Raw genomic sequence first — 25244 nt, 5'->3', positions numbered from 1 at the left:
GCCTCGGGCAGGATGTGCGGCATGACGACGCACCACCAGCGCGGCTCAGCATGACCGTCATCGACAAGGTCGCCTGGATCCGGTTGGAGAACGGCGCGATCCTCAGTTCCCGCTCCCGAGGCAAGGACGTCTACTACCTCCCGGGCGGAAAGCGCGAACCCGGTGAGAGCGACCTCGACACGCTCACCCGCGAGATCCGCGAGGAACTGAGCGTCGGCATCGTCGTCGACAGCGCCGAACACCTCGGGACCTTCCAGGCCCAGGCGCACGGGCACCCGGACGGCGCGATCGTGCGGATGACCTGCTACACGGCCGACTACCGAGGCGCCCTCCAGCCGGACAGCGAGATCGAGGAGATCGCCTGGCTCACCTACCGCGACCGGGACCGCGTCTCCCCGGTCGACCAGCTCATTTTCGACCATCTCCACGAGTCGGGACGCCTCAGCTGAACGCCGGACCCCGCGGTTCGCGCATCAGCGGATGCAGTCACCGACGATCGCGCCTATGACAGCCCGTTCAGGGAGTAGGCGCCGGCGGTGACGCGGTCGGGGAGCCGGTATCCGTGTCACCGGTCGGCTCCGGCGTCGGTTCGACCGTCGTCGCGGTGGGTGCCGCAGAGGTGCGGGCCGTGGCCGACGGCGTCGCACCTCGGCTGCTCGACGGTCCCGGGGCAGGTTCGGAGGCGCGGGCGGGCGTGGTGAGGTCCGGATCAGGCCGCGCGCTCCGCGCCCCGCTCGGAGCGTTCACAGGGTCACCCCCGACGGAGTCTGGCCCAGACGTGACAACGGAGGGCGATGGCCCATCGGACGGGCCGGGTGACCACCCGGTGCGATCAGCGAACACCACGGCAGCCGCCGCGGTGGCCAGAAGGGCGAGCACGACGGCGGTGATCCCACGCCACGCGCCTCGGCCGGGCCGCCGTGCCGCTTCCTTTGATCGGGTCGCTGCGGCACGGGCGGCTTCCGGCGCGGCCGGAGCCACCGCCGCGAGGGCGGGGGCCGTCGGCGAGGCGGGCGAGCCGGAGACTGCCTCCGCGGTGGCGGCCATGGCCGCGGCGGTCGGGAAACGATGATCGGGGTCCCTGGCCATCGCGGTGGCGACGAGGTGGCGTACGGCCGTCGGGACGTCGTCGGGCAGCGGGGGCGGCTCCTCGTCGAGGCGGCGCAGGGCCACGGCGACCGGGTTCTCGCCCGGGAACGGCGGATGGCCGGCGAGGCAGTGATAGGCCACCGCCCCCAGGGCATAGATGTCGGCGGCTGGAGCGATCGCGTTCCGGGACAGTTGCTCCGGCGCCATGTAGAGGGCGGTGCCCACAACCTGGTTCGCCGCCGTCAGACTCGTCGCTTCCGGGGAGTGGGCGATGCCGAAGTCGACGAGAACGACGTGTCCGTCCGGCTCGATGATCAGGTTGCCCGGCTTCACGTCCCGGTGGACCACGCCGACGTCGTGGGCGGCCTGCAGGGCGCGGGCGGTCTGCGCCACGATCGACAGCGTCTCGGCGGTACCCAGCCGACCGAGCTCGGCGATGCGGTCCGACAACGGCTGGCCCTGCACGTACGCCATCACGATGTAGGCGAGCCCGGACGCGCCGGGCAGGGGCGCTTCGCCGTAGTCGTAGACCTCCGCGACATTCGGATGCCGCAGCGCGGCCATGGCCCGCGCCTCGCGCCGGAAACGCTCACCGGCGCTGGCCTCCTCGAGGAACCGCGTGTGCAACATCTTGACGGCCACGGTCCGGTTGAGCGTCTCGTCGACAGCTCGCCACACCTCGCCCATGCCGCCGGCAGCGATCCGATCGGCCAGGCGGTAGCGGTCTCCGATCAGGTCCCCTACGTCTGGCATCCGATTCCCCTACCCCCGGCGCTGGTTTCCTACGCGTGGGCGTTTAGGCGGAGCCGCTCGACGCGGCCCCGCCTCCGGATCGTTGTGCCGGGTGACGCTCAGCTCAGACCGAAGGCCGGGGTGATCGTCTGCGAGACGCCGTTGCCGGCGCTGTCCCGGGCGGTGGTGTACAGCGCGACGAAGGCACCAGCACCCGGGGGCGTGATCAGCCGGCGCGCAGCTCGGCCGCCGTGCTGCCGGTCCGCTGGCGGAGCAGAACCCGCAGCGTGTGGGCGTGCTCGTACCCGACTCTCCGGGCGATCGCGTCCAGCGACAGGTCCGTGGTCCGCAGCAGGTGGGTGGCCTGTTCGACCCGGAGGTCCTGGATGAAGCGCACCGGGGAGACGCCGAGGTTGCGCCGTACGATGCGCTGGAGGGTGCGTTCGCTGACGCCCAGCGCGTCGGCGGCGTCCGGGATGCTGATCGGCTCCGACAGGTGCGTCCGGGCCCAGCGCTCGAACGCGGCCACGGTCGGATCGCTCTGGGCGAGCGCGCTGGGGATCGTGTACGCCGACTGGGACGGACGTTCGTCGACCACGAGGTACCGCGCCACGAGGTCGGCCAGCGCGGGGCTGCTCATCCGGACCACCGCCAGCGCGAGGTCGACGTGCCCGAAGGCGGCTCCCGCGGTCAGCACGCCGTCGGACATGCTCACCATCCGCGACTCGTCGAGGGTGACCGCCGGATAACGCTTCCGGAAGACCGGCGCGAGCCACCAACTGGTGGTGGCGCGCCGCCCGTCGAGCACGCCGGACTCGGCGAGCAGGAACGTGCCGGTGCAGGCCGAGGCGACCGGAACGTTGCGACCGCGTACCTCGGCCACCAGTCGGCGTACGGCCGCCGACTCGGGTCCCGACGCGTGCGCGAGGAGGGCGTCGGGCCGGCGCTCGGCGAGCGCCGGCACGAGCAGCAGATCCACGGCCCTGGCCTCGGCGATCGGCAGCGTGGAGATCACGTGGCCGGCCCCGGTGCGTACCCGGCGGCGGAAGCCGACCGTGCTGACCTGCCAGGCCGGCGGGGGCTGCGGGATCTCCCCGCGCATGGCGTTCGCCCCGTCGAGCACGTCGAGCAGGGCCGAGATGCCCGAGTCGAAGACCCCGTCGTACGCCAGGACCGCCAGCTTCATGGCGGGAACCGTATCAGAGCTGTCGTTTCCGACACTGTGGGTGAGCTGCTCGCGTGACTAGCTTTGCTGACGTCCCCGCTGCACCACGACGAAGCATTCGAAAGGATTCGCCATGACGATCGGACTGCTCGCCCGGATCGAGGCCAAGCCCGAGTACGCCGACGACGTCGAGACCCTGCTGCGCGACGCGCTGCAGCTCGCCCGGGAGGAGGACCACACCGTCACCTGGTTCGCGTTCCGGCTGGACGCCACCAGCTTCGGGGTCTTCGACACGTTCGCGGACGAGCAGGGCCGCACCCGCCACCTGCAGGGCCGGATCGCGGCGGCGCTGACCGAGGCGGCCGGCACCATGCTCGCCTCGCCGCCGGACATCCGCTCGGTGGACGTCCTGGCGGCCAAGCTTCCCTGATCCCCTTCCGCTTCCCGATCGAAGCCGCGACCGGCGGCAGCACAGGCAAGGAGAGACAGATGGCAACCCCTTCGGCGCGCTCACGGGTCCACACCTGGCTGCCGCCGGTCGCCCCGACCGCGGTCGCCGGCCGCTCCGGCATCGAGGCGCTCCGCCTTAACCTGTCCGGTGACCTGCCCGCCGCCCCCATCAGCGGCACCCTCGGGTTCCAGCTCACCGAGGTCGCCGAGGGGCGGTGGCCGTCTTCGAGGGCGAACCCGGCGAGCACCTGCTCAACCCGATGGGCACGGTCCACGGCGGCTTCCTGGCCACACTGCTCGACTCGGCGCTGGGCAGCGCGGTGCTGACCATGCTCGCCCCCGGCCGCACCTACACCACCGTGCAACTCGGCGTACACCTGGTTCGGCCGGTGCTCCCCGACACCCCGACCCTTCGCTGCGAGGCCACGGCCGTGCACGTCGGTCGCACCACCGCGACGGCGCAGGGACACGTCGTGGGCGCGGCGGACGGCAGACTGTACGCGCACGGCACGGCGACCTGCGCCGTCCTGACGCTACCGGCGGGAAGCTGAGGAGCCGAGCCATGGCAACCACCGTCGTCAACCTGAAGGGCCATCGCGACGACCCGGCGTACGCCGACGTGGTCTACGTCGGACGCGCCATGTACCGCGGCGGCTGGCGGCTGCCGGCCTCCCCGCTGTCCAGCCCGTACCGCCCCAGCCCGTACCGCCCCGGCCCGGACGGCAGCCGGGACGAGGTCGTCGAGAAGTACCGGGCGTACCTGCTCGGCCGCCCCGACCTCCTCGCCCTCCTCCCCGACCTGCGCGGGCGCCGGCTCGGCTGCTGGTGCGTGCCCGAGCGCTGTCACGCCGAGGTGATCGCGGAACTCGCCGACTCACCGCCGACGTCCGTCTAGTCGACGTGGTCTCCTCGGGCGCGGTGTGGAAGTGGAAGTCCGTCACGCCGCTTCGGGCGGCCGACCGGCGGCACGTCCCGGCGGGTGGGCTCGTGCCCGGCCTGGCCGCCGGGCCGCAAACCGAAGGCGGGGCCGCTGGACGCGGCCCCGCCTCTGGCGTGTTCCGTCGGGTGACGCTCAGCGCAGGCCGAAGGCCCGGGTGATCGTCTGCGACACGGTGTTGCCGGCGCTGTCCCGGGCGGTGGTGCGCAGCGTGACGAAGGACGCGGACTTCGGCGCCTTGAGGCTCGTCCGCCAGCCGTCCCCGTCCCGGGTCAGCGCGGTGCGCTGCCAGGTCGCCCCATCGTCGTACGACACCTCGACGGTGACCGCGCGGATCCCGGCCGTCACACCGGGCAGGTGCGAGGCCGTGACCGTCAGCCTGCCGTTGCGGGCCGCCCGGCCCGCCACGTCGGTCTCCACCCCGTAGTCGAGCTGGATCAGCGGCAGCGTCTCGGCGGACTCGGCGCCCGTGGCCGCGGAGGTGAAGCTCCACTCGGTCAGCGTCCGCCGCGAGTACGGGTTCGCCCAGTCGGCCCGGTCGTTGTCGACGACCAGCCGGTACGGCAGCCGCTCGGCGGAAAGCCCGGTGACCGGCAGGAACTCGGCGTTCCCCCAGCGCAGCTCCCGCTCGCCCTGGTAGAGCGTCGCCCGGTTGCGGACGTCCCAGTTGCCGTGGGCGTCCCCGACGTGGCCGGAGCCCGAGTCGCCCCAGCCGGGCACGGGGATGTAGACCGCGTCGAGGTACCGCACCGGCAGACCGTCGAGGGGTCCCATCCGGGGCCGGTGGATCGGACCGAACCAGCTCACCCGGCTGGTCTGGCGTGCCGGGTAGCGAAGGACGGTGATCGAGGCCTGCCCGGTCTCGCCGTTGATGCCGGCGCTTTCGTACCAGTCGACGCCGGCGGTGACCCAGTCGGTCCGCTCGCCCTGTGCGGGTGCCGTGAGTTCATTCCCGACGATCCAGCCGTGCCAGAGGTCGGCGCGGAACTCCCTGGCCTTGCCGGGCCGGTGGTTGCGGAAGGAGACATCCACCCGGGCCAGGTCGCGGTGGTCCACGCGCCAGGTCGGGTCGGTGGGGACCGCACCCTTCCAGTGCCGCACCACGTCGTAGAGGTACTCGGTGGTGGGGTTCGAGTCGACCGTCAGCTCGACCCGGCCCCGGTCGCGCGCCTCGATCAGCGAGGCGCCCTGGTCGGCGTTGAGGGTCGCCACCGTCAGCGGGGCCGGGCTCTCCGGGGTCCACGGTGTCTCGTCCCACGGCTGCAGCCGACCGATCCCGTCGCCCGCGACCAGGAGCAGGAGCGCGCCCGCCGCGGCTGCGGCCTCGGCCTGCTGGCGGATCTCGATGGTGTCGCTGCGGCGGACGACCACGGCCTTGCCGCGCACGTCGTGCCGAGCCAGTACTCCGGTCGAACCGTCGCCGGCGTAGACCGCCGTCAGCTTGCGGGTGCCCTTCGGCAGCGGCGCGGCACCGCGCTTGACCAGCAGGTCGTGATAGGTCTCCGAGCCGGTGCCCACGGTCAGTGCCGGCTGTTCCAGCCGGAAGCGGGCCCCGAACTCGAACTCGCCGTCGGTGACCTTGGTGCCGGTCGGCAGCGCCCACAGGCTGTCGTACGACTCGTTCGGGAGCGTCGAGCTCTCCACGAGGCTGTCGCCGTACGACCGGTGGACGTCCAACCGCATCCCGAGGGGGCTGCCCTGCCGCGGCACGTGCGCCTTGATCTGCCGGGCCTGCCGGGCGTCCAGGGTGACGGTGCGGTCCCGGTCCAACTCGACGTCGGTGAAGCTGAGCAGCGCCATGCCGAGTGAGCGCGGACCGTTGGCACCCTGGACGTCGGCGTCGAGCCAGCCGCTGTAGCTGCCGGGGGGCAGCCGTAGGGTGGCGGTGCCGGCCTCGTCGAGGTGGATCGCGGTGAAGAGCTCCCGTGCGGTGATGAGGACCCTGCCGGAGGCGGGCCGACCGGAGCGGTCCTTGGCGACGATCGTCAGGTTCTGCCGCTGGCCTTCCTTGCCGGCGCCGATCAGCGTCCGGGCGCGGACCACACCTGCCGCGTCGGTGGCGGTGATCATGCCGCTGAATTCCTGGTCGGCCGCGAGCCGGTCCATCTGGGCGGTGAGCGTCACCGTGGCGGTGCCGTTCGCGGGTACGGTCACCCGGTCGGCGGAGAGGGTGAAGAGGCCGGCCGGGGCACCGGCGACGTCGACCGCCAGAGCCAGCTCCACCGGCGCGTCCCCGACGTTGGTGTACGTCACCTGCTTGGTGTCGATCTTGCCCGGCTCGTGCGGCCAGTACTGGAAGCCGGAGTACGCGCTGACGGTGGCGAAGACCGTCGCGTCCACCGCCGCGGCGACGTCGAGCCGTCCGGCACCCGCCTGGTAGGGGGTGTACGCCTTGGTGGCCTTGACGCTGCTGACCAGTGCCTCCTTGAGCCGCTGGCCGGTCCAGTCGGGATGCGCGGCGGCCAGCAGAGCGGCGGCGCCGGCCACGTGCGGGGTCGCCATCGAGGTGCCGCTCATCAACCGGTAGTGGCCGGAGCCGCCCCGGCCGAGTTGCGAGCGGGCGGCGAGGATGTCGACACCGGGCGCGGTGATCTCCGGTTTCAACCCGCCGTCGGTTCGCGGGCCCTGGCTGGAGAAGTCGGCGAGCGCGTCGTTGCCGTCGACCGCGCCGACCGTCAGGGCGGCGTCCGCGGTGCCGGGCGTGCCGACGGTGCGCGGGCCGCTGTTGCCGGCGGCCACGACGAACAAGGCGCCGGTTTCGGCGCTGAGCGTGTTGACCGCCACGCTCATCGGGTCGGTGCCGTCGGTGCCGGCGCCGCCCAGGCTCATGTTGATGATTCTGGCCTTCGCCTGGCGGGCGGCCCACTCCATGCCGGCGAGGATGAAGGACTCCTGTCCGCGGCCTTCCGAGTCGAGCACCTTGCCGATGTGCAGCCGGGCGCCGGGGGCCACGCCGCGCTCCTTGCCGTCCGAGGCGGCACCGGTGCCGGCGATCGTCGAGGCGACGTGCGTACCGTGGCCGTTGTAGTCGTCGACGTACTCCTCCCACGGCACGAAACTGGTGGTGGCGTCGATCTGCCCGGCGAGATCGGGGTGGCCGGGGTCCACGCCGCTGTCCAGGACCGCGACCTTCACCCCGGTGGCGGTGTTCCCCCGCGCCCAGACCTGCGGTGCGCCGATCTGCGCCGTCGAGTCCGCCAGGGTGGCGGTCACCTTTCCGTCGAGCCAGATCCTGGCGATGCCGCCGGCGAAGGTCGGGGTGCCGGAGCGCCGGGCCTCTGTGCCGGCAGATGTGGCGGTCAACGCCGACCAGAACGCCGGGGCCTGGTCGCGATCCTGGGTGACGGCCGCGCCCCGCACGCTCTCCAGCCGACGTACGAGGGTCGAGCCGGCCAGCGTCGCGGTGCTGCGGGAGCGGGCGGCGGCGTCGGTGTACTGGACGATCAGCGGCAACCGGTCGACGCGCGTGTCGTCGTAGCCGTCGGCGAGGAGCCGGGTCACGTTGAACAGGCGCTGGTCCAGCACCCCGGCCGTGACGTAGGGCAGGGCGGCGTCGGGGTAGACGTACGTCGAGCCGTCCATGACCACGCGGTGGAAGCTGGCGCTGGTCCCGTACGCACCCGTGACGGAGTGGACGGCGCGACCGCCGGCCGCGGCGACGGTGACCTTGTCACCGGTGATCAGGGTGACGGTGCGCGTACCGCCGTGTGACGGCGGCGGGACGGCGGTGCCGGAGGGCGGCACCGGGCCGGCCGGGCCGGTCGGCGCGGCACCCGTGGCCGGCGTGCCGGCCAGCGTCAGGGCGGTGACCACGCCGAGCGCGATCAGCCCCGACCTGCGGTTGGGTAAAGGACGCAAGGAGGCCCCTTCCTGGGTCAGCGGAGCATGTCGATGTGACAGGATCTTGCGAGCCGGCACCGGTCACAGCAACGCGTTCGACTGGCGCAGTTGGGCCATGACCCACACGTGCCAGCGCAGACCCCCGCCGGGAGGTCATCGAGAAGTACCGGGCGTACCTGCTCGGCCGCCCCGACCTCCTCGCCCTCCTCCCCGACCTGCGCGGACGCCGGCTCGGCTGCTGGTGCGTGCCGGAGCGCTGCCACGCCGAGGTGATCGCGGAACTCGCCGACTCACCGCCGCCGTCCATCCACCCGGAGCGACTCGAGGGATGGTCTACGCCGGTGACCCGACGATCTGGCGGACGACCGGTGGCCTGTCCCCGGTGACGGCGTGGTGCCCAGCGGTCACGACCGCTCAGCGGTCGCCGCCCGGACGATGCCGGACCAGCCCCCCAGCTCGGCGGAGAGCCGTCGGCGGATCAGCGCTTCGCTGGGACGACCGGTGGACCGAGCCCACGAGGCGTAGCCCTGAATGGTGACCCGGCCGACGGTGCGGGCGTACTCGGCGACGGCAGCCAGGAGGTCGTCAGCCGTGTACGCCGTGTCCCCGGCCCGGGTCGCAGCCGGGACGACGACATCGGTCGCTCGGCGGCGGTAGAGCTGAGCCGGTCGTCCCGGCCCACTCCGGTCGACGTGTTCGGTGCCCTCGATCTTGTCGTCGACGAATCGACGGAAGGCGTCCTTGTGGCTGGCCCGGCCGTCGACGGCGTCGTGGATCTGCTGCAGTTGGCGGATGGTGAAGTGCTCGTTCAGCAGCCGGTCCGGATCGGCCGCGTCGCGGTAGCGGGCCCGCAGGTCGTCCACGGCCCGGGCGAGGATCACCTCATGGTCGGCGGGCAGCGTGGCCTGGCCCTCGGGCAGTGGCGGGCGGTGGCCGTCCGGCGGGGCCACAGGCGCGAGGTGGAGATCGGGCCGCTCCTCGACCTGCCGACTGATCCGGTCGTACGGAACGGTGTCGGCGTGCGCGACCGAGATGACCCACCCCCGGGGGTCCCGGTCGGGGTCGTCGAAGACGTGCAGCTGTCGAGGGGCGAGCCCGGCAATGCCGCACTTGTCGTGCAGCAGCCGTAGCACGGTCTGGGCCAGCCGCTCCCGTTCGTGCACGAAGGTGCCGGGCAGCGCCCATCGGCTGCCGGCCAGGGGCTCGTCCCGCCGTACCAGCAGGGCCGCGAGTTGGCCGGTGTGCGGTGTCACCGTCATCAGTGCGACGTCCACCGCGAGCGACGGACGAGGGTAGTCGACGAGCCGGCGGCCCTGGCTGTCGCGCCATGCGGATTGAGCGTCGGACTTCACGCCACCACCTTATCTTGCCTACCACGAAAACTCCTGTTAGCTTTACCGCGCCGAACGAGATAAGTACCAACAGGAGGCTTCGATGACCGCTCTGCCCGCCCTGCACCTGGGCGCCCCGACGCAGGCCGGACCGCTCACCGTCTTCCCGGTGTGGACGGATGCCCCGATCGCGCCGGCCGCCTGCCGCACCTCCCTGCCGGCGGACGCCCGGATCGACGAACTGCCGACCCCGGTGGTCGGGACGTTGCGGGTCAGCAACCCGGGCGGCACTCCCCTGCTGCTGCTGGAAGGCGCGCTACTCGACGGTGGATGGCAGCACCGCGTGGTGACGCGCAGCGTGCTGGTCGACGCCCAGGGACAGCGGGACGTGCAGGTCGCCTGCGTCGAGCAGAACCGATGGGCGGGCGGCAAGATCCAGCGCCTCGCCCGACACCGCGCGCCGCTCGCCGTACGCGGTGCGTTGCACGGCCTGCGCGCGGAGACCCCCGGCCGCGGGACGGAGGTCGACCAGAGCGACGTGTGGCGGCGGGTGACTCGCTACGAGCGCGATCTGGGCAACTCGCCGACCTCGTCCCTCGTGGACCTGCAGAACCGCCAGGCGGCGGAGTTGGCGGCGATCCTCAGCACGACCTGTCCGCTGTACGGGCAGCGTGGCGTGCTCATCGGTGCGGCCGGTCACCCGGTGCTGCTGGAGGTCTTCGACGACCCGCAGACGCTGGTCGAGCAGTGGGAAGCCCTACTGTCGGCGGTGGCCCTGGACGCGCGCCTGGCGCCGCCGCAGCCCACTCCCGGGCGCCGGGCGCGCGCGTTCGTGCAGCGGCTCACCGCGGCACCGGTCCGGTCGACCAGCATGGGCGGCAGGGCGGTCGCCCTCGGTGCGGACGCGGACAAGCTGCTGTCGGCTCGGGGTATCGCCCTCGGCAACCGGCTGCTGCACCTCGCGGCCGTGAACGCGAAGCATCAGTTCGTGCTCGCCGCGTGAGCGTTCTTACCGGGGATCCGGCCCGTCGTACGGTGGCTCCTCGTAGCCGTCGATGATCTCGGGGCCGTAGTCGGGGCCCCAGTCGGAGAACCTGCTTGGTTCCCGCCGAGGCGCAGCCGGCTTCCCGATTGCCGGTTCGTCGTCCGGACGCGGTCGCTCAGTGGGCACGACCGCACGCTAGCGGATACGTATGCCGATCTTGAAAGTCGTACCCCTCAGGCAGGATGTGCGCCATGACGACGCACCACCCGACCACCCGGCGCCTGGTCTACGGCCACGCCACCCATCACGACTGCCTCGCCTTCGCCGACGCCGACACCGCGACCGAGGAGGGCGCGGAGATCAGGGCGCTCGCCGCCGCGCGTACGTGGGGCGAGGCTCGGCAGGTCCAGATGACGCACCTGGACAACCCCGCCGGCCCCGAGTGCTACGAGCCGGAGGACTACGCCGACGACGAGCCCTTCGACATCACCGAGGTGGGCGCGGTCGTGGAGGGGTACTGGCCCCCGATGGTCACGACGCGGGCGTTCGACGTGCTGCCGGAGGACCTGCAGGACCAGTACGGCAAAGTCGTGTCCACGGTGCACAACGGTGAGTACCTCGAGATTCCGCTCGACCGCGAGGGTGAACTTGTCGTGGAGTTGCGTGAGAGTGGCTACGAGGTGACCCGCGACGACGACCTCATCAACCTGCTCGACGGCTCCAACCTGGGCTCGCTCGCCGAGTAAGGTTTTACCGGCGGCCACCGGAGCTGGCACACTTCCCCGCCGTGACGATCATGCGTACCCGAGCGGCACAGACCGCGGCTGCGAGCGCCATGCTGCCCGTCCTGCTGCTCAGCGGGTGTGCCGGCAGCGAGCAGCCGACGGCCGTGCCGTCACCCAGCCCGATTCGCACCGTGCCGGCTGACCTCTGCGACCGCATCGACTACACGCTCGCCAACCCTGCCTTCCGCGAGGCGATGCCCATTCCGCCAGCGGACGATGACCGGGGCCCGAACTTCCGCTGCAGTCAGGGATACTTCGGCGGGGATGGGTACGCGGGTGGGTTTGTCTTCGTGCGGGTGCAAACCTTCGACAGCCCTGGCGACGCCCGAACCGTGTTCGAGGGTGCCGCTCCGACAGGTACTGCAGAACCATTCCAGGGCGGCTCCGAGATCGTCGCGGATGCGGTCCGCTACCAGCAGCTCTCGGGAACGGTCGAGGTCTTGGACGCGAACGTGATCATGGAGGTTCAGTTGACCGCGCCAGGCCAGGTGAGCGACGAGCAGGCCGCACAGTTCACGCCGGCATCGGTCCAGATCGCGCTTCAGGCATTGGAGCTGATCCGCCGGTCATGACGCCCTCCCAGCGGCGGTGTCACGGGCTGAGCGGGATTCAGATCTCAGGATGCACCGCGGAGAAGGGACGGCAATGAACGCTCTGCTGCGGTGGAAACTCGCCGGGCCGTTGATCGGGCTGAGCCTGCTGCTGGCCATCCCGGCCGGGTACGGCACGGTCGCCTGGTGGTCGTTGCAGGGCACCGGGTACCGGGTGCTGAGCGTCATCATCTGTCTCGTCCTCGCCGCGCAACTGGGCGTGGCATTCTCCATCGGCGTGCGGCCGGGCAAGGACGTGCCCTGGATCAGGATCGGGCTGGTCGTCCTCGGCATCCTGCTGACCTGCGGCCTGGCCCGACTCCGCGGCGAATTCTGACTAACCCGCTCCGGCTGGCGCAGGGAACTCGCCTTGCCGGCGAAATCTTGTCGCCGGCCCAGGACGGCACTGTCCTCGTCGTACTCCCCGCCAGCGGCGGTGTCCCAGCCGACCGATCACGCGGAGTGGGAGATCGGCAGCCGACACAAACGGCGGAGGGGCTTCTGAACGACCGGCCCTGCAACAGCAACTCTTCCTCTACCAGGATCGAGGCTCAACGTACGCGGGCAGGACGGGGGCCAGGGCGTGGTCGACGACGACCTTCGGTACGAGCCGCCACAGCATCGCTTCGACTGGTTGGTGCAACTCGAGCCAGCGACGTGCCTCGTCGTCGGTGAGGTACCTGCGAGCGATCGGGATGTGGTGAGCGGGCTCGCCGGCGAGGTACGCGAAGCGCCGGCGAACTCCCTGGTCCGGCTGCTCCACGCAGGCACGTACGCCTTCAAGCGCGCCGGTTCGTGGCATGCCGCAGTCATCACGTCTGGCGGGGAGCCGGCGCGGCCTGAAAGCGCTCGCTCGCGGTACACCGAGGACGGACACCTGGTGCACGCCGGCATCGTGTACGAAGCCCTGTGGCCGGGAGCCGAGGCGTTCGCTGGGCGGGCGAAGTTTCGGCGCGGCGACATGGTTCGCACCAGGAGCGGCGCCGGCGGTATCGGCCGCGTGAAGGAGGCCGTGGCGCTGGCCGGCACCTATCAGTATCAGGTGGACCTGCACGGCGAGATCAAACGCTACAACGAAGACTCCCTCGTCCTGGTGGTCGGCGACCCGCGGGACCCCGCCTTCTGGCTGTCGCAGCCACCGGTCGGCGCCGAGGATCTGTCCCTCACCCTGACCTGGACGAAGCTGCGTCACCCGCTGACGGACACGTTGTACTCGTTTGCCTCCAGCAAGACCGTGTTTCGGGCGTATCAGTTCAAACCCGTGCTGAAAGTGCTGAACGGATCATCGGGGCGGCTGCTCATTGCCGATGAGGTGGGTCTCGGCAAGACGATTGAGGCGGGGCTCATCTGGAGCGAGTTGGAGCAGCGGTCTCGACTTGACCGGGTTCTTGTCGTCGCACCCGCGGTGCTGACCCTCAAGTGGAAGGCGGAGATGGGACGGCGATTCGATCGCCAGCTCGAGATTCTCCGACCGCGCGACCTCGCTGAGTTCGCCGAGCGACTGGGAGACGGCGACGAGCCGAGCCTGCACGGCGTCGTTTCGCTCGAGTCACTGCGCGGCGCCGATGGCGTCCTGGAGCAGCTCAACAACCTTCACCCGCGGTTCGACCTTGTCATCGTCGACGAGGCCCACTACCTGCGGAACCGGGAGAGCAAGTCGCACGCTCTCGGACGACTTCTCGCCGACTGGTCCGACTACCTGATCTTCCTCTCCGCGACGCCACTCAACCTCGGCAACAACGACCTGTTCAACCTGACGAGCCTGCTCGACGAAGGCCACTTCGGTGATCGCGCCGTCTTCGAGGCCCAACTGGCGCCGAACCAGATCCTGAACGACGTCGCCCGGTCGCTGCTCCATGAGGGGCGCAAGACACCGCGGCAGCTATTGCGCCGCCTGTCGGATCTGGACGCGCTCCAGTTCGGCGCGGCGATCACCGACCGCCCGGACTATGGCCTGCTCCGTTCGCTGTTCGATGTCGACCGGCCACTCGACCATGACGAAGTGGCCCGGTCCCGGCGGCTCCTCTCCGACCTCAACGTGCTCGGTGGCGTCCTGACCCGCACCCGTAAGGCGGAAGTGCCTGACCAGAAGGCAATACGCGAGGCTCGCAACATCAACGTGGTGTGGACCGAGCAGGAGCAGGCGTACTACGACGCGGTCTACGCCTGGTACATGAGCCGGGCGCTGGAGATGAACACTCCCCCAGGCTTTGCGATGCAGATGCCGCTACGGCAGGCCGCCAGCTGCATCCCGGCCTCACAGCAGTTGATCCGGGAGCGCAACCCGGAGCATTTCTGGCAGGAGGTCGACGACCCGGAGGAGGAGATCGCGGCCGACGTGGCGGGCCTGCTGGACGTCCCGACGCTCGCCGTGCCGCTACGGGTCGACAGCAAGTACGACCAGCTCCTCGCCGAGCTGCTCAAGGTCCGCGCCGCAGGCCTTCGGCAGGTGATGATCTTTTCGTTCTTCCGCCGCACTCTCGGCTACCTCGCAGGACGCCTGCAGGAGCATTTCAAGGTTCGGGTCATGCACGGTGGCGTCCCGATGCCCGAGCGGGAAGCGATCATGCGGCAGTTCCGCGACGGACAGTTCGAGATCCTGCTGCTCAGCGAAGTCGGCTCGGAGGGTCTGGACTTCGAATTCTGCAACGTACTGGTGAACTACGACCTGCCGTGGAACCCGATGCGGGTTGAGCAGCGCATCGGACGTCTGGACCGGTTCGGCCAGGAGCACGAGAAGATCTTCATCTACAACATGCACGTGCCGGGGACGATCGAGACCGACATCTTCCAGCGGCTCTACTACCGGATCGGGGTGTTCGAGAGCTCCATCGGCGAGCTGGAGCCGATCCTGCGTGAGCAACTCGGCGACATCACCAAACAGCTTCTCGACCCGAGACTCGACGCGGCCGGCCGACGGCGGGAGGTCGACCGGATCGCAGTGGCGATGCAGCAGCGGTCCCACGAGATCGAAGAGCTGCGCGCATCGCAGGCTCAGCTGTCCGGCCTCGACGGCCTGCTGATCGAGGGATTCACGGAGTCCGGACCCGGCAACGGCCGCTTCATCGGTGCCGCCGAGATCCAGCGGCTGCTCGACAAGCTCTTTCAGCGGCTTGGCGGTAAGCGGCGCAAGCCCGACAAGAACGGCATCTTCCATGTGATCGGTTCGAGAGACCTGGCAGAGCGGCTGCGGTCCAGCCGAGTGGGTGACGGCGGCAGCCGACTCACCCGGTCGAAGCTCGCCGCCTTGCTGCAGAACGGGACGCCGCTGGAGTGTACGTTCCAGCCGGAGACGGCGAGCAAGTACGACGCCGAACTGCTGTCGGGCAGGCATCCACTGGTGAAACTCGCCTTGGAAGTGCTCGACGACGAGACGTTGGACCTGCGACGGTACGGCTCCATGGCAGTGCCTGGGCTACCGCCGGGGAAGCGGTACCTGGTGACGATCGACCTCGCTGAGACGACCGGCCTACGCAAGTTGCTCGAACTCTGGGCGACAGCAATCGACCTCGACACGCGCCAACCGAATCCCGATGTGGGGGATGCCATCCTCACCGCCCTGGCGGAGGGTCGGCTCACCGACGGCCGGATGACCCCACTCGGTAACTTGAAGGAGGTGTGGCTCCAGGCCCAGGAACACCTCGCGGTACGGCACCGCGAAATCGAGCGGCTCCGTCAGCAGGAGAACGCAGCGTTGGTGGAGGGGCGGATCCGGGCGCGCGAGGGCTCCCTGGACCTTCAGATCCAGAAGACCCGGGAAACTCTTCAGCAGCTGCACTTCGACAATCGGGGGCCGAGCATTGTCCGGCTGAATGAGGGGCGGCTGCGCAACCTGCACGCCCGGCGTGCCGAGATCCGGCACGAGCTGACCGCCCGTAAGGAGCTCGAGATATCGCTGACCGCGGTCGCCGTCGCCCTCATCGAATCGGCGGAGCCCACTCCTTCTCCATGTACCACGGAGTAGGCGGCGTCGGGGTCACCTCTTCGACGCTGCGCAGCACCAACTGCGCGTGGTCACGGCCACGGATCACCGGCCAGCGGTCGACCCGCATGTGCACCCGCTTGCCGGAGCCGTGCCGGATCAGGATGCGGCCGTCGCAGTAGAGCTTGAACCCCATATTGCGGCCGAACGTCAGGCTCACACCGTCCATGGTCTGGCCGTCGAACTTCAGCCCGAGCGGTTCGCCGGTCGTCGCGCGTACCCGCAGCCGGCCGGTGCCGTGCTGCGGGCCGGGGAAGTCCCGGCCGTGGCGCTCGTAGCCGAGGTCGGACTGCCCGTTCAACACCTGCCACGGCTCGTAGAACGGGGTGTACGCGGCATAGAGGGTCTCCTGCCGGACCTGCCCGTTCTCCTCCCACTCGACGACGAAATCGAAGCCGGGGCGGTGCAGGTTGAGCCGTTCGTAGCCGGCGGTGTCAGCGAGACCGGCCACGATCGCCTCGTCGGGCTCCACACCCGCGTTGTCGAACACCTGCGCGTTCGCGAAGAGCGCGCCGATGCGCCGCTCGACGTACGGAATGCGGCTCATCCCACCGGCGAGCAGCACGTAGTCGATGTCACGGCTCAGCTCCGCCGGCCCCAACGCGCGCAGCTCAGATGGCGACCGATTGCCCCGCTCGGTCAGCCGGGCGGCGCGCAGCGCAGCCCAGACCAGCTGCTCAGCGGCGTCCATCTGGGGTCGGAAAGCATCCTCCAACTGCTCACGGGTGTAGGTGAGAACAGGCACGCGCCCGATCCCCCGCGAGGGCAGCACAACGCGGTGCTCCGAGAGCCGGGACAGGTTCACCTTGGCATCACGGGCCGCGCGAAGCACGAGCGCCCGCATCAGCTCCGGATGTGCAACCGCCTCGACATCGAAGCCGCGCCCGCCAAGGTCCTCGAAAAGGTCGCGGGCGATCGCGTGGTCGAGCATGTCGCCGGCGTACGCGGTGCCCAGCGCGGTGAGCACCGACACCTCCGGGTGGGCGCCGCCGACGATGTCCAGCACGGCGATGTCGAGGGTGCCGCCACCCATGTCGAAGACGAGCAATCGGCCCTCGGGGCGCTCTCCGTAGGCCAGGAACCGGTGGGTCACCCAGGCGATGCCGGCGGCGATGGGTTCGTCGACCAGGGCCGAGTCCTCGGCCGGGAGGCCTGCTTTTGCCGCCAGGTCGAGCAGGCGTTGCCGCTGCAGCCCATCCCACATCGCCGGGCAGCCCAGTCGCAGCTCGCGATCGGAGGTGAGCGGTTCACCGGCTTGAGCCGCTCGCTCCCCGATCTCGGCGAGCACCGCGATGATGACCTCGTCCGCCGAAACCGCCCGCGGCCCGTTCGGGCCGGGCAGCGAGACGGTCTCCGTGTTCTGGGTGATGGCCCGCTTGACAGACCGGATCACCTGGTCGCTCGGCAGTGCGTCGGCGTCCTCGCCGATCAGCAGCGTCTCGCCGCGGTAGCCCGCCACGGACGGAAACCACCGTGTGGTACGGCCCAACGGCGCGATCTCCACCGGCCGGCGACCCGCCCGAGTCGCCACCAGCGACGTGGACGTGCCGAAGTCGACCCCGACGGCGTGGCCGTGGGCTCCCCCCATGAGTGCTCCTAGGTCGTCGTCACCAGCGCCTTCTCGATGAGGACGTCCTCACCGGACGGGCACCAGCGGTATCCAGGTCGGATGACCGTAACCGCGTCCTCCCTGCCCGGGGCACCGACGATGGGCTCGTGGGTAGTCGGATCAAAGGCCAGTTTCTGGCCGGCCTGGCCGACGGGTTCGAGTGCCTGCGCGGACACTAGTGCCCGTACCCGTTCCACGAGCACCTCCGGGGCTGTCTGTTCGGCGGCAAGCTCCTCCACCTCTGCGGCAAGATCGGCCAGCGACCGGATGATATCGATCTGAATCTGCCGGTCCTGAGCCGAGCGGAGCGATGCCGCCTGGCGGTGCTCCGCGCGCAGGCTCTCCTCCAGCCGGTCGCACCGGTCCGCGAGCGCGGCTGCCCGCCGTTCCGCCGCCTCGACCCGCTGCTCGGCGGCCGCCACGTCCGCGTGTGCCCGCTCCACGTCTTGGCGCAACGCCTCAATTCGACGTTCCTGAGCCAAGGCGCCGACCAGTCCGGCCACTACCTGGTCGTCGCCGGCCACGCGCCGGAAGGCGGCGGCCAGGCCGTCCGCCGGCAGGTTCGACACGAACTCGCCCGGCAACCCGAGCAGGAAGCCGAGCCTGGTCCGGGACGTCACCCGGGACAGCTCCCGGGCCACGAGCGGGCCGACGTACTGCTCGACGATCTCGGGACGAGAGGTGACGCCCCCCAGAGGGCCCGTCGCGCATTCGGCGAGGGCGTCAACGGTCACGCCCTCCCACCATTCCGGCGACAGCAGGGCCTTGCTCCGGAACTTCGCAATGGCGGCGAGCAGGGCGGCGCGGCCGCCGTCTCGACTCAGCGGCAGGTGCGCCACCGCCTGCGCGAGTCCGGTGAGATCAAGACCCGTACGCTCGTCGCGCGACAGGGCCGGCAGGAGGCGACCGAGCGCGCCAGCGGCCGCGTCGAGGACGGGGATGTCCTGCTCGCGCCGCGCCGATGCAACGGCGATGATGAGGGAAATCAGGGCTGCAGCGGCTGACCCGGGCAGGTCGTCGACCGCCGACGCGCGCCGGAGCAGCCAGGCGGCGGCTGCGAGAACCCCAGGTTCCGGTTCCGCGTACCCACGGAACTCCTCGGCAGCAGCGGCGAGGACCGGTTCGACGACAGACCCCGCGATGGGCTTGCGCCGGCGGGTGCCGTCGATTGCTGCCGACTGGCGCGGCAGCGCGAGCAACAAGCTCTCCGCCACTTCACGGTCGTGCTCGGTGAGTGCGCCGAGGAAGTCATCGATCCGCTGGCTGTCAGCCTCGCCGAACCGGGCGCCGGTCGCCAGCGGCCGCAACACGTAGTCCCGCAGCTTGGCTGGGTGCACATCGCCGATGAGGTCGGCGATCCGCTCGGCGAGGGACGGTTGCGCTGCCCGTGGGAGGACTTCCTTCGGAGCTGCCTTGCCGACCGGGGACTCCTGGCCCGGCGGCGCCGCGGCGGGCTCCGTCGAGACTGACTCGACGGGCGCCGGATCGCTCGCGTCCAGCCCGACAAGGTCACTTCCGGCGGCGCCGTCGCCGACGACTGTCTCCGAAATCGGCGTTTGCTCGGCGACCCCGTCATCAGACGTGTGCGTAGCAGGCGCGGGGGTCGTTTCGGGGACCGCTTCCGAGCCAGTGGTTGCTGCCGCGACAGTGTCGGCTGCCTCGTCATCGGGCCCGATCCATTTGTAGGTGCGCCCCGTACCCCTGCCCTCCTGGTGCACCTGGTCGCACTTGTCGATCGCACGCTTAGCAGCCGGCCAGGCCTTCTTGACCGCCTGGCTATCGAGGCCCAACCCGCAGAGCTCTTCTGTGATCCGCTTGACGGTCATCGCGGAACGCTGTTCCCGGAGCAGACGCAGGATGAAGTCGGTCGAGCCCTCAGCGAACGAGGCCCGTAGCGGTTGCGGATCGACCAGGAACTGATGACGTAGAGAACCCCGCCGCGCCCACCGATACTGCCCGCCAACCTGCAGCTCTTCCTCCTCGCCGCTGTCCTCCCAGCGGACGCGGTATCGACCGTTGCCTCCCGACAGCACCACGCCGACCAGTGCCCGCCCGTTACGCCGAAATGACTGCCGGACGACGACCTCAGCTCGCTCCACGGCTGAGACTTTAGACCGGGTGCCGAGGCGGCCTCGATCGGCTCGGCAGGTGAACATGCACCGGTCAGGAGGCCGACCGCAGCACATACCGACCGCGCGCCCGGCACCCGGCCCCACATCCAGCGATGATCGTGAGCGGGGCAGAACATGCGCCGTGACCAGCACCTCTTCCTTCCGCCAGCCCCAGCTACCTCGCAAGCTCATGTACGGGCACGCCAGGGCCCACGACTGCCTCGCCTTCGCCGACGCGGACACCGCCGCCGAGGAGGCCGCCGAAATCACGGCGATCGCCTCCGCCCGTACCCGGGCGAAGCACGCAGGATTTCGGTCCATCACACCTGGAACCCGGCCGGGGACGAATACGTCGGCAACGATGAGCACGGCGATCACAACCCGTTCGACATCAACGATGTCGGTTCGGTGAGCGATGGGGACTGGCCCGAGATGGTGACGAGTCGGGCGCTCACTCTCCTGCCGAGGGACCTCCGGGCGCGACTCGCCAAGAGCGTTCCCACCGCGCTCAACGGCGACTACCTGGAGATCCCTCTCACCGCCGAGATTGAACTTGTGGCCGCCCTACAGGAACGCGGCTTTGAGGTGACCCGCGACGACGACCTCATCAATCAGTTGGACGGCTACGCATTCCTGTATGCCTAACGCCGTCGGATTCCAGCGCGGTGGTCGGCTCCGGGATTTCTAGGGCACCTGAAGGGCCTGGTCGCCACTTTCGCGGACGAGACAGGTCCGCCGCAGTCCTGCGGCGGATCTCCTTGAGCGACACGAAGTCTCCGGTACGTGCGTCCTCCGTATGCCAGAAGTCGAGCCCATCCGTCGCCTTGGTCGTCGGCGGGACGTCGGGGCCGTGCACGTCGATTTTCACCGCCTCCCCTGCGCCGGATGGCGAGGTGAAGGGCCGGCGACCGTAGCGAATGTTGCCATCGGCAAGGAGCTCGGCTTGGTAGTGCTGCCCGAAGTACTTGGCGACGAGAATGGAGCCCGGTCGTAGGCGACCTACCGCGATCATGTCGGTGAGGTGCAGCTTCCGCTCTTCCGGGCTCACCCGTGGCTTGCCTGGGCGGGCCGTTGCCGTAGTGCGGAACGGTGGACGCTGCGCCTCGGCCGCCCCCACGTCGGCTCGGTGCGTCGGGGCGGCCGAGTGCGCGGCTGGCGCCCGAGCCGGTCCAGCGGTGAACGGGACAGTCGCTGCGGGAAAGTCGAAGGTGGCCCTCGCCCGTAGGAGACTGAGCCGAATCTCCTCTCGGCTCAGTCTCGGCAACCGACGGTAGAGCAACGCGACGAGTTGGGGCAGCTGCTCCTCCCTGAACAGGTCAACTAGTGCGGCATGCACCTGCCGGTCGACGAAGAAGCCCGGCCAGAGTTCGGAGATCCGGTTGTCCCGCATGTTCGCCTTGCTGAGCAGCGACAACAGCTCGAGCGTGCCGTCACTGTCGTCTTCAAGGCGAACGCTGCGGAACAGCTTCTGCTCGACCGGCCCGGCCACGCGCGCGTTGTAGACGCGCCACTCGGCCCCGTCTGTCAGCGCCACCCACTCCACACCTGCCTCGGCGGCGTCGGTCATCAGATGGGCAGCGGAGCGCGGATCATCAAGATCGTCGCCAAGGCCCCGGGCCTTGATGAACAGCCGAGGCGTGCGCAGCAAGAGCAAGGCGTAGTCCACCGAACTGTCACCGTTGCCTGGCAGATACCCGCGCTGCACCTCGTCCGGGTCGAGCACGTCCCAACCGAGTGCGGCGATGACCGGCTCGATCAGGCCGGCCTTCGTGTACTGTTCGCCGACCTGCTGCGCGGTTCGCCGGTACCGTTCCAACCGTTCAACGCACTGCTTGACGACGTCCCGTAGCTCCGTCACTTACCGTCACACTCCCAGCGCCTTGCGGGCGAGTTCGCGCCACTTCGGGACGTCGACGCCGTTCAGGTCGTCGGTGGTGACCAACGTTCCGCGCGGGCCGCCGCCCTCCTCGTACGGCAGGACGCCGTTGCGGGCGTACCAGGCCTTCTTCTCCGCCCACTTCGTCGCGTACCGGGGGTCGGTGAGCATGCCGAGGTGTTCCCAGTAGACCGTGTCGCCGAGGTCGGTCTCGATGGTGAAGTCCGGCCGGACCGTCCGGCCGTCCTCGCCGGTGAACGGCTCCTCGTACCGGTAGACGGCATTCAGCTGCCGAAGCAGGTTGGCAATGATCACTTCACTCTTGCTGCGTACCAGCTCCCCACCGTCGGTGCGGTGCACCAGGCCACGGTCGATGACGGTCCCGTCGACCTGTATCGGCTGAGACGGCACAAAGAGGTTCGTCAGGCGGCCGGCTGTGTCGGACCATACCGCCGAGCTGTACGTCGCGACCTCGTTCAGGTCGGCCTCGTGCAGCAGGATCACCTTCCTGCTCTGCCGGGTCAGCGCGGTGTAGAGCAACTCGCGACTCAGGCCCGCGCCGTCGGCGGGCAGAACGACGATCGTGATCCCGAACTCGCTGCCCTGCGCTTTGTGGATGGTAATGGCCCAAGCGAGTTCCAGCATCGCCGCCCGGTCGTTGTCGGACCAGTCGTAGTAGTCGTACCTGACACCCGCTCGTCCGCTGAACTCGACCTCCGTCTTCCAGGGCCGCTTGACCCACTGCGAGCGGGTCTGGCCCACCACCACGCCGAGCTCGCCGTTGGCAACGAACAGTTCCGCATCCTTCGGGTAGACCCCCGACTCGCGGAACGTGTGGTTACGGATGTTGATCACCTTGTCGCCGACGACGATCCGTTCCGGCCCGATCGGTTTGGCGTTGTAGCGGTTCAGCCCGGTCGCCTGCGCCAGCGCCTTCGCCCCGAAGGCATCCTTGAGCGCCCGATTGATCTCGGTGGTGCCCCAGCCCCGACCGCGCACCGGGGACAGGATCTGCCAGGCATCGGCCTTGGCCCCGGACCCCTTCGGGAAGTACAGGTTGCCCTTGCCGGAGACCTGGCCGCCGTAGCTGCGGCCGAAGGCGCCTGCGAGGTCCTCGTCGGAGACTTCCCGGAGCTCCTCGACCTCCTCCCGAAGCACGGAGAGCAGGGTGCTGAACATGCTGGGCCGCTGGTACCGGACCGCGCGCAGCGTGGCCATGTTCTCTCCGGAACGCAACCGCTCCCAGATGAGATCGGCCGCCGGGGACAGCTCGCCGTCGGCGAACCAGCTCGCCAGGACCAGGTCGTCACGTTCATCGCCGGTCTGCCGGCGTGGGATCGTGAGTTCGGCGTAGCCGGGCGCGCACCGCGGGAAGACGGTGGTGATGTCCTCGGGCGCGAGCCGCCGTACGATGTCAACGAAAGGCCGACCGGCCCCAATCGGCGGAAGCTGCCGCGGGTCACCGACGAGAACCAGCCGCTGTACGCCGGCGACCGCGTCGAGGAGTGCACCCAGCTGTTCCTCGGTGAGCATCGAGGCCTCGTCGACGACCACAGTCTTGTAGTTCGTCGCGCGGCTCTGGGGATCCCCGGTGATCAGGTACCGCTCGCGCTGCGGGTTGTACCGTCCCGTCCTGATCAAAAACTGCGCGAGGGTGACGGCGTCCGACTCAACCCGGTGCGCCAGCTGCACGCGGGCCTTGCCGGTGGGGGCGACCAGCAGGACTCCCCCGGCGGCGACGGGTTCGGTGTGCCGCAGCACCTTCAACAGGGTGGTCTTGCCGGTTCCCGCCGGCCCGATGAGCACGCTGATCCGCGACGAGTACAGCGTCTTCAGGGCGGCGACCTTCTCCGCCCGCGCCCGCACCTCGGCGTCCCGCTCGTCGGCCGTCAGGTCGCCCTTGATCTCGCCGAGGGCGTCCCCGAGCCGCGCGGCGAAGTCCGGTTCGCCACCGAGCGCTGTGGCCTTCGCCCGCTGCTCCACCCGGTCCCGGATCAGTCGGCCCACCGCCGCCAACTCGGTGAGCTGCAGCGCCGGTGCGCTGTCCGGCAGCAGCACCCCCGTCAGTGGCGAGTCCGGTGGCAACGTCCCGGCCGAGAGGTGGTGCGCGTCGAGGACGTCGGCGCTGACCGGGCACGGCGCGCTCAGCCCATGCTCGGCACGGTCGCGGATGTGGTTGACCAGGTCGGCCTGCGGGCGCAGCGTGTGCCCCGCGACCTTCTCCCGCTGCAACTCGTCGATGAGGAGCGCCTGTACGCGCCGCGCGTCGAGCCCGTCGTCCATCGCCGTCGGCTTGGCCAGCGGGTACGCGGAGGCGATCTTCGCGTCGGGGAAACAGCCCCGGTCGATGACGGAGAACGGTACGGCCTCCTGCTGGTCGCGGTCGGTCTCGAACAGCAGGTACGGGTTGGCGATGATGGCGTCGTCGGTCAGCGCCGGGTCGCGCTGCTCGACCACGAAGAAGCGCTCGGCCTGCTCTCGGGTGAGCGAGAACCGGCTCAGGAGTTGGAGCAGCTCCCGCCGCTCGGGCTTCAGCGCCTGCCAGGTCTTTCGCAGGCTCGGCGTCAGGTGTGTGGCCGCGGTGATGCCGAGCCGATCGGGGTCGGCCATTGCCTCCTCGAGCGTTGGCCAGGGATCCGCATCGGGACCGGCCGCCGCCGCGACCATGTGCGCGAAGGTGACGGACTGCCGTACGCCGAACGCCGCGAGGACGCTGGCGAGGCCGGGACGAGGCCCGCGGAGCTTCCACAGCCGGTTGAGCTGCCCCTCCAGCCAGTCGAACCCGAGCGGGCCGGCGGCGTCGCCGAGGATCCTCTCCACGTTGCGGCCGGCGGCCTGCAGGGCGAGCAGCGCGTCGATGGCGAGGTCATGACTGACGTGCTCGGTGACGTACGAGAAGGCGACCCACCCCGCTTCGGGTGCGTAGGCCAAGGCGTCGCCGATGTCGACGCCGTCGGTGTCGCGGGCGGCCAGCAGCGCCTGGTACGGCAGCAGGAAGCCCTGCTGCTGGTTCGGGCGCAGCGAGTGCTCAATGGTGGTCTCCCACATCTGCGCCGGGAACCGCTCGCCGCCCCGGCTGCGGTAAGCGCCGGTGGGCGTGACCTTGGCGACCGTCGCCGCCCCGACCAGCAGGCGGCGCGAGTCGTCGGTGAGCGGGCTGTGCTTGGCGTAGAAGAAGACGAGACTGCGGTCGGGCTGCACGGTGTCGAAGAAGGCGTCGAGCAGGCTCTTCTGGTTGTCGCCGTGCATCACCCAGTTGATGTTCTTCCAACCGGTGATCGCGTCGACCTGCTCCTCAAGCTCCGTCTGCAGGCCGATCTGGCGCTCCTCGCCGATCTTCTGAGCGTCGTCCCGGGACATCCACCGGAACGGCACCGCCTGGGCCGAGTACGGCGGAAGCGGCTGCGGCGTGGGCAGGAAGGTGGCGAACCCCTGGTTCTTGTCGGTGAACGGGTGGACGCGCTGAAACTGGATGGGGCGCGGCGACATGAAGGTGGCGCGCTCGGCGACGCACGGTGGCGCGTCGGCGAGCGAGAGTTCGGCAATCGGTTTGCCTGCCAGGCTCTGCTCCTGCTGGTCGCGCCGGTTGTGGCCGATGTTCGGCAACAGCACGCACGTGCCGTTGCCGCGCGGATCGTGGCACACCGTGCCGTTCCAACCCCCGTCGTGCCACGGCACGCGGATGGAGATGTGCTCGATCGGCCGGACCGGCTCCCCCATGGACGCTCCTCCTGTTGGATGTGCGATCAAACCTGCCGGGAG

At 70.1% G+C, this 25244-nt stretch carries 18 protein-coding genes and 1 pseudogene; 11 read left to right on the top strand and 8 right to left on the bottom strand.

The window, feature by feature from the left end:
• Nucleotides 1-50: 50 nt before the first annotated feature.
• A complete protein-coding gene (locus ACN26Y_RS21555) occupies nt 51-449 on the top strand; it encodes an NUDIX hydrolase (RefSeq protein WP_422733400.1) in 399 nt (132 codons plus the stop codon).
• A 67-nt stretch (nt 450-516) separates the two neighbouring features.
• Here ACN26Y_RS21555 and ACN26Y_RS21550 read toward each other — a convergent pair whose 3' ends face one another.
• Together ACN26Y_RS21550 and ACN26Y_RS21545 are read right to left on the bottom strand one after the other, a co-directional pair.
• Nucleotides 517-1842, bottom strand: coding sequence for a protein kinase domain-containing protein (locus tag ACN26Y_RS21550; protein ID WP_422733399.1), 1326 nt, complete (start codon nt 1840-1842; stop codon nt 517-519).
• Nucleotides 1843-2047: 205 nt separating this feature from the next.
• A complete protein-coding gene (locus ACN26Y_RS21545) occupies nt 2048-3007 on the bottom strand; it encodes a GlxA family transcriptional regulator (protein ID WP_422733398.1) in 960 nt (319 codons plus the stop codon).
• A 112-nt stretch (nt 3008-3119) separates the two neighbouring features.
• On the opposite strand from ACN26Y_RS21545, the gene ACN26Y_RS21540 reads away from it, so the two are divergent.
• From ACN26Y_RS21540 to ACN26Y_RS21530, 3 genes are all read left to right on the top strand, one after another.
• Complete coding sequence (locus ACN26Y_RS21540; RefSeq protein ID WP_422733397.1) at nt 3120-3416, top strand: putative quinol monooxygenase; 297 nt, start codon at nt 3120-3122, stop codon at nt 3414-3416.
• Nucleotides 3417-3651: 235 nt separating this feature from the next.
• The gene (locus ACN26Y_RS21535; RefSeq protein ID WP_422733396.1) at nt 3652-3987 is read left to right on the top strand and encodes a PaaI family thioesterase; all 336 of its coding nucleotides are present in this window, start codon (nt 3652-3654) and stop codon (nt 3985-3987) included.
• 11 nt (nt 3988-3998) lie between these two features.
• Nucleotides 3999-4331 (top strand): DUF4326 domain-containing protein, encoded by a 333-nt coding sequence (locus ACN26Y_RS21530; protein WP_422733395.1) that lies wholly within the window; start codon nt 3999-4001, stop codon nt 4329-4331.
• Between the two features lie 177 nt (nt 4332-4508).
• Here the strand turns inward: ACN26Y_RS21530 and ACN26Y_RS21525 are convergent, their stop codons facing one another.
• On the bottom strand, nt 4509-8231 hold the full coding sequence (locus ACN26Y_RS21525; RefSeq protein WP_422733394.1) for a S8 family serine peptidase: 3723 nt from the start codon (nt 8229-8231) through the stop codon (nt 4509-4511).
• Between the two features lie 131 nt (nt 8232-8362).
• Between ACN26Y_RS21525 and ACN26Y_RS21520 the strand changes: the two are divergent.
• Nucleotides 8363-8599, top strand: a pseudogene (locus tag ACN26Y_RS21520) (DUF4326 domain-containing protein); the annotation flags it as partial.
• Between the two features lie 18 nt (nt 8600-8617).
• On the opposite strand, the gene ACN26Y_RS21515 reads toward ACN26Y_RS21520, so the two are convergent.
• Nucleotides 8618-9565 (bottom strand): NUDIX hydrolase, encoded by a 948-nt coding sequence (locus tag ACN26Y_RS21515; RefSeq protein ID WP_422733393.1) that lies wholly within the window; start codon nt 9563-9565, stop codon nt 8618-8620.
• An 82-nt stretch (nt 9566-9647) separates the two neighbouring features.
• Here ACN26Y_RS21515 and ACN26Y_RS21510 point away from each other — a divergent pair, with 82 nt between their 5' ends.
• The 5 genes from ACN26Y_RS21510 to ACN26Y_RS21490 all read left to right on the top strand — a co-directional run bounded on the left by ACN26Y_RS21510 (nt 9648) and on the right by ACN26Y_RS21490 (nt 15868).
• Complete coding sequence (locus tag ACN26Y_RS21510; protein ID WP_422733392.1) at nt 9648-10547, top strand: ARPP-1 family domain-containing protein; 900 nt, start codon at nt 9648-9650, stop codon at nt 10545-10547.
• Between the two features lie 233 nt (nt 10548-10780).
• Nucleotides 10781-11275 carry a hypothetical protein gene (locus ACN26Y_RS21505; protein ID WP_422733391.1) on the top strand — a complete coding sequence of 165 codons (495 nt, stop codon included), beginning with the start codon at nt 10781-10783 and terminating at the stop codon, nt 11273-11275.
• A gap of 41 nt (nt 11276-11316) precedes the next feature.
• A complete protein-coding gene (locus ACN26Y_RS21500) occupies nt 11317-11886 on the top strand; it encodes a hypothetical protein (RefSeq protein ID WP_422733390.1) in 570 nt (189 codons plus the stop codon).
• A gap of 73 nt (nt 11887-11959) precedes the next feature.
• Nucleotides 11960-12241: a hypothetical protein gene (locus ACN26Y_RS21495; protein ID WP_422733389.1), complete on the top strand. Its 282-nt coding sequence runs from the start codon at nt 11960-11962 to the stop codon at nt 12239-12241.
• Between the two features lie 246 nt (nt 12242-12487).
• Nucleotides 12488-15868 carry a DEAD/DEAH box helicase gene (locus ACN26Y_RS21490; protein ID WP_422733388.1) on the top strand — a complete coding sequence of 1127 codons (3381 nt, stop codon included), beginning with the start codon at nt 12488-12490 and terminating at the stop codon, nt 15866-15868.
• On the opposite strand, the gene ACN26Y_RS21485 is transcribed toward ACN26Y_RS21490, so the two are convergent.
• Nucleotides 15822-17474: an Hsp70 family protein gene (locus tag ACN26Y_RS21485; protein WP_422733387.1), complete on the bottom strand. Its 1653-nt coding sequence runs from the start codon at nt 17472-17474 to the stop codon at nt 15822-15824. The two genes, ACN26Y_RS21490 and ACN26Y_RS21485, sit on opposite strands and share 47 nt — an antisense overlap.
• A gap of 8 nt (nt 17475-17482) precedes the next feature.
• The gene (locus ACN26Y_RS21480) at nt 17483-19594 is read right to left on the bottom strand and encodes a hypothetical protein (RefSeq protein ID WP_422733386.1); all 2112 of its coding nucleotides are present in this window, start codon (nt 19592-19594) and stop codon (nt 17483-17485) included.
• Nucleotides 19595-20014: 420 nt separating this feature from the next.
• Between ACN26Y_RS21480 and ACN26Y_RS21475 the strand changes: the two genes are divergently transcribed.
• Nucleotides 20015-20251, top strand: coding sequence for a hypothetical protein (locus tag ACN26Y_RS21475; RefSeq protein ID WP_422733385.1), 237 nt, complete (start codon nt 20015-20017; stop codon nt 20249-20251).
• Here the strand turns inward: ACN26Y_RS21475 and ACN26Y_RS21470 are convergent.
• Both ACN26Y_RS21470 and ACN26Y_RS21465 read right to left on the bottom strand, forming a co-directional pair.
• The gene (locus tag ACN26Y_RS21470) at nt 20214-21464 is read right to left on the bottom strand and encodes a hypothetical protein (RefSeq protein ID WP_422733384.1); all 1251 of its coding nucleotides are present in this window, start codon (nt 21462-21464) and stop codon (nt 20214-20216) included. The genes ACN26Y_RS21475 and ACN26Y_RS21470 overlap by 38 nt on opposite strands.
• A gap of 6 nt (nt 21465-21470) precedes the next feature.
• The gene (locus ACN26Y_RS21465; protein WP_422733383.1) at nt 21471-25202 is read right to left on the bottom strand and encodes an ATP-dependent DNA helicase; all 3732 of its coding nucleotides are present in this window, start codon (nt 25200-25202) and stop codon (nt 21471-21473) included.
• Nucleotides 25203-25244 lie beyond the last annotated feature (42 nt).

It is taken from the genome of Micromonospora sp. WMMD558 (assembly GCF_049315255.1).
Lineage (GTDB): Bacteria > Actinomycetota > Actinomycetes > Mycobacteriales > Micromonosporaceae > Micromonospora.
Note: the sequence above shows the minus strand (reverse complement) of the source record. Positions and strands in the feature narration are given on the sequence as shown.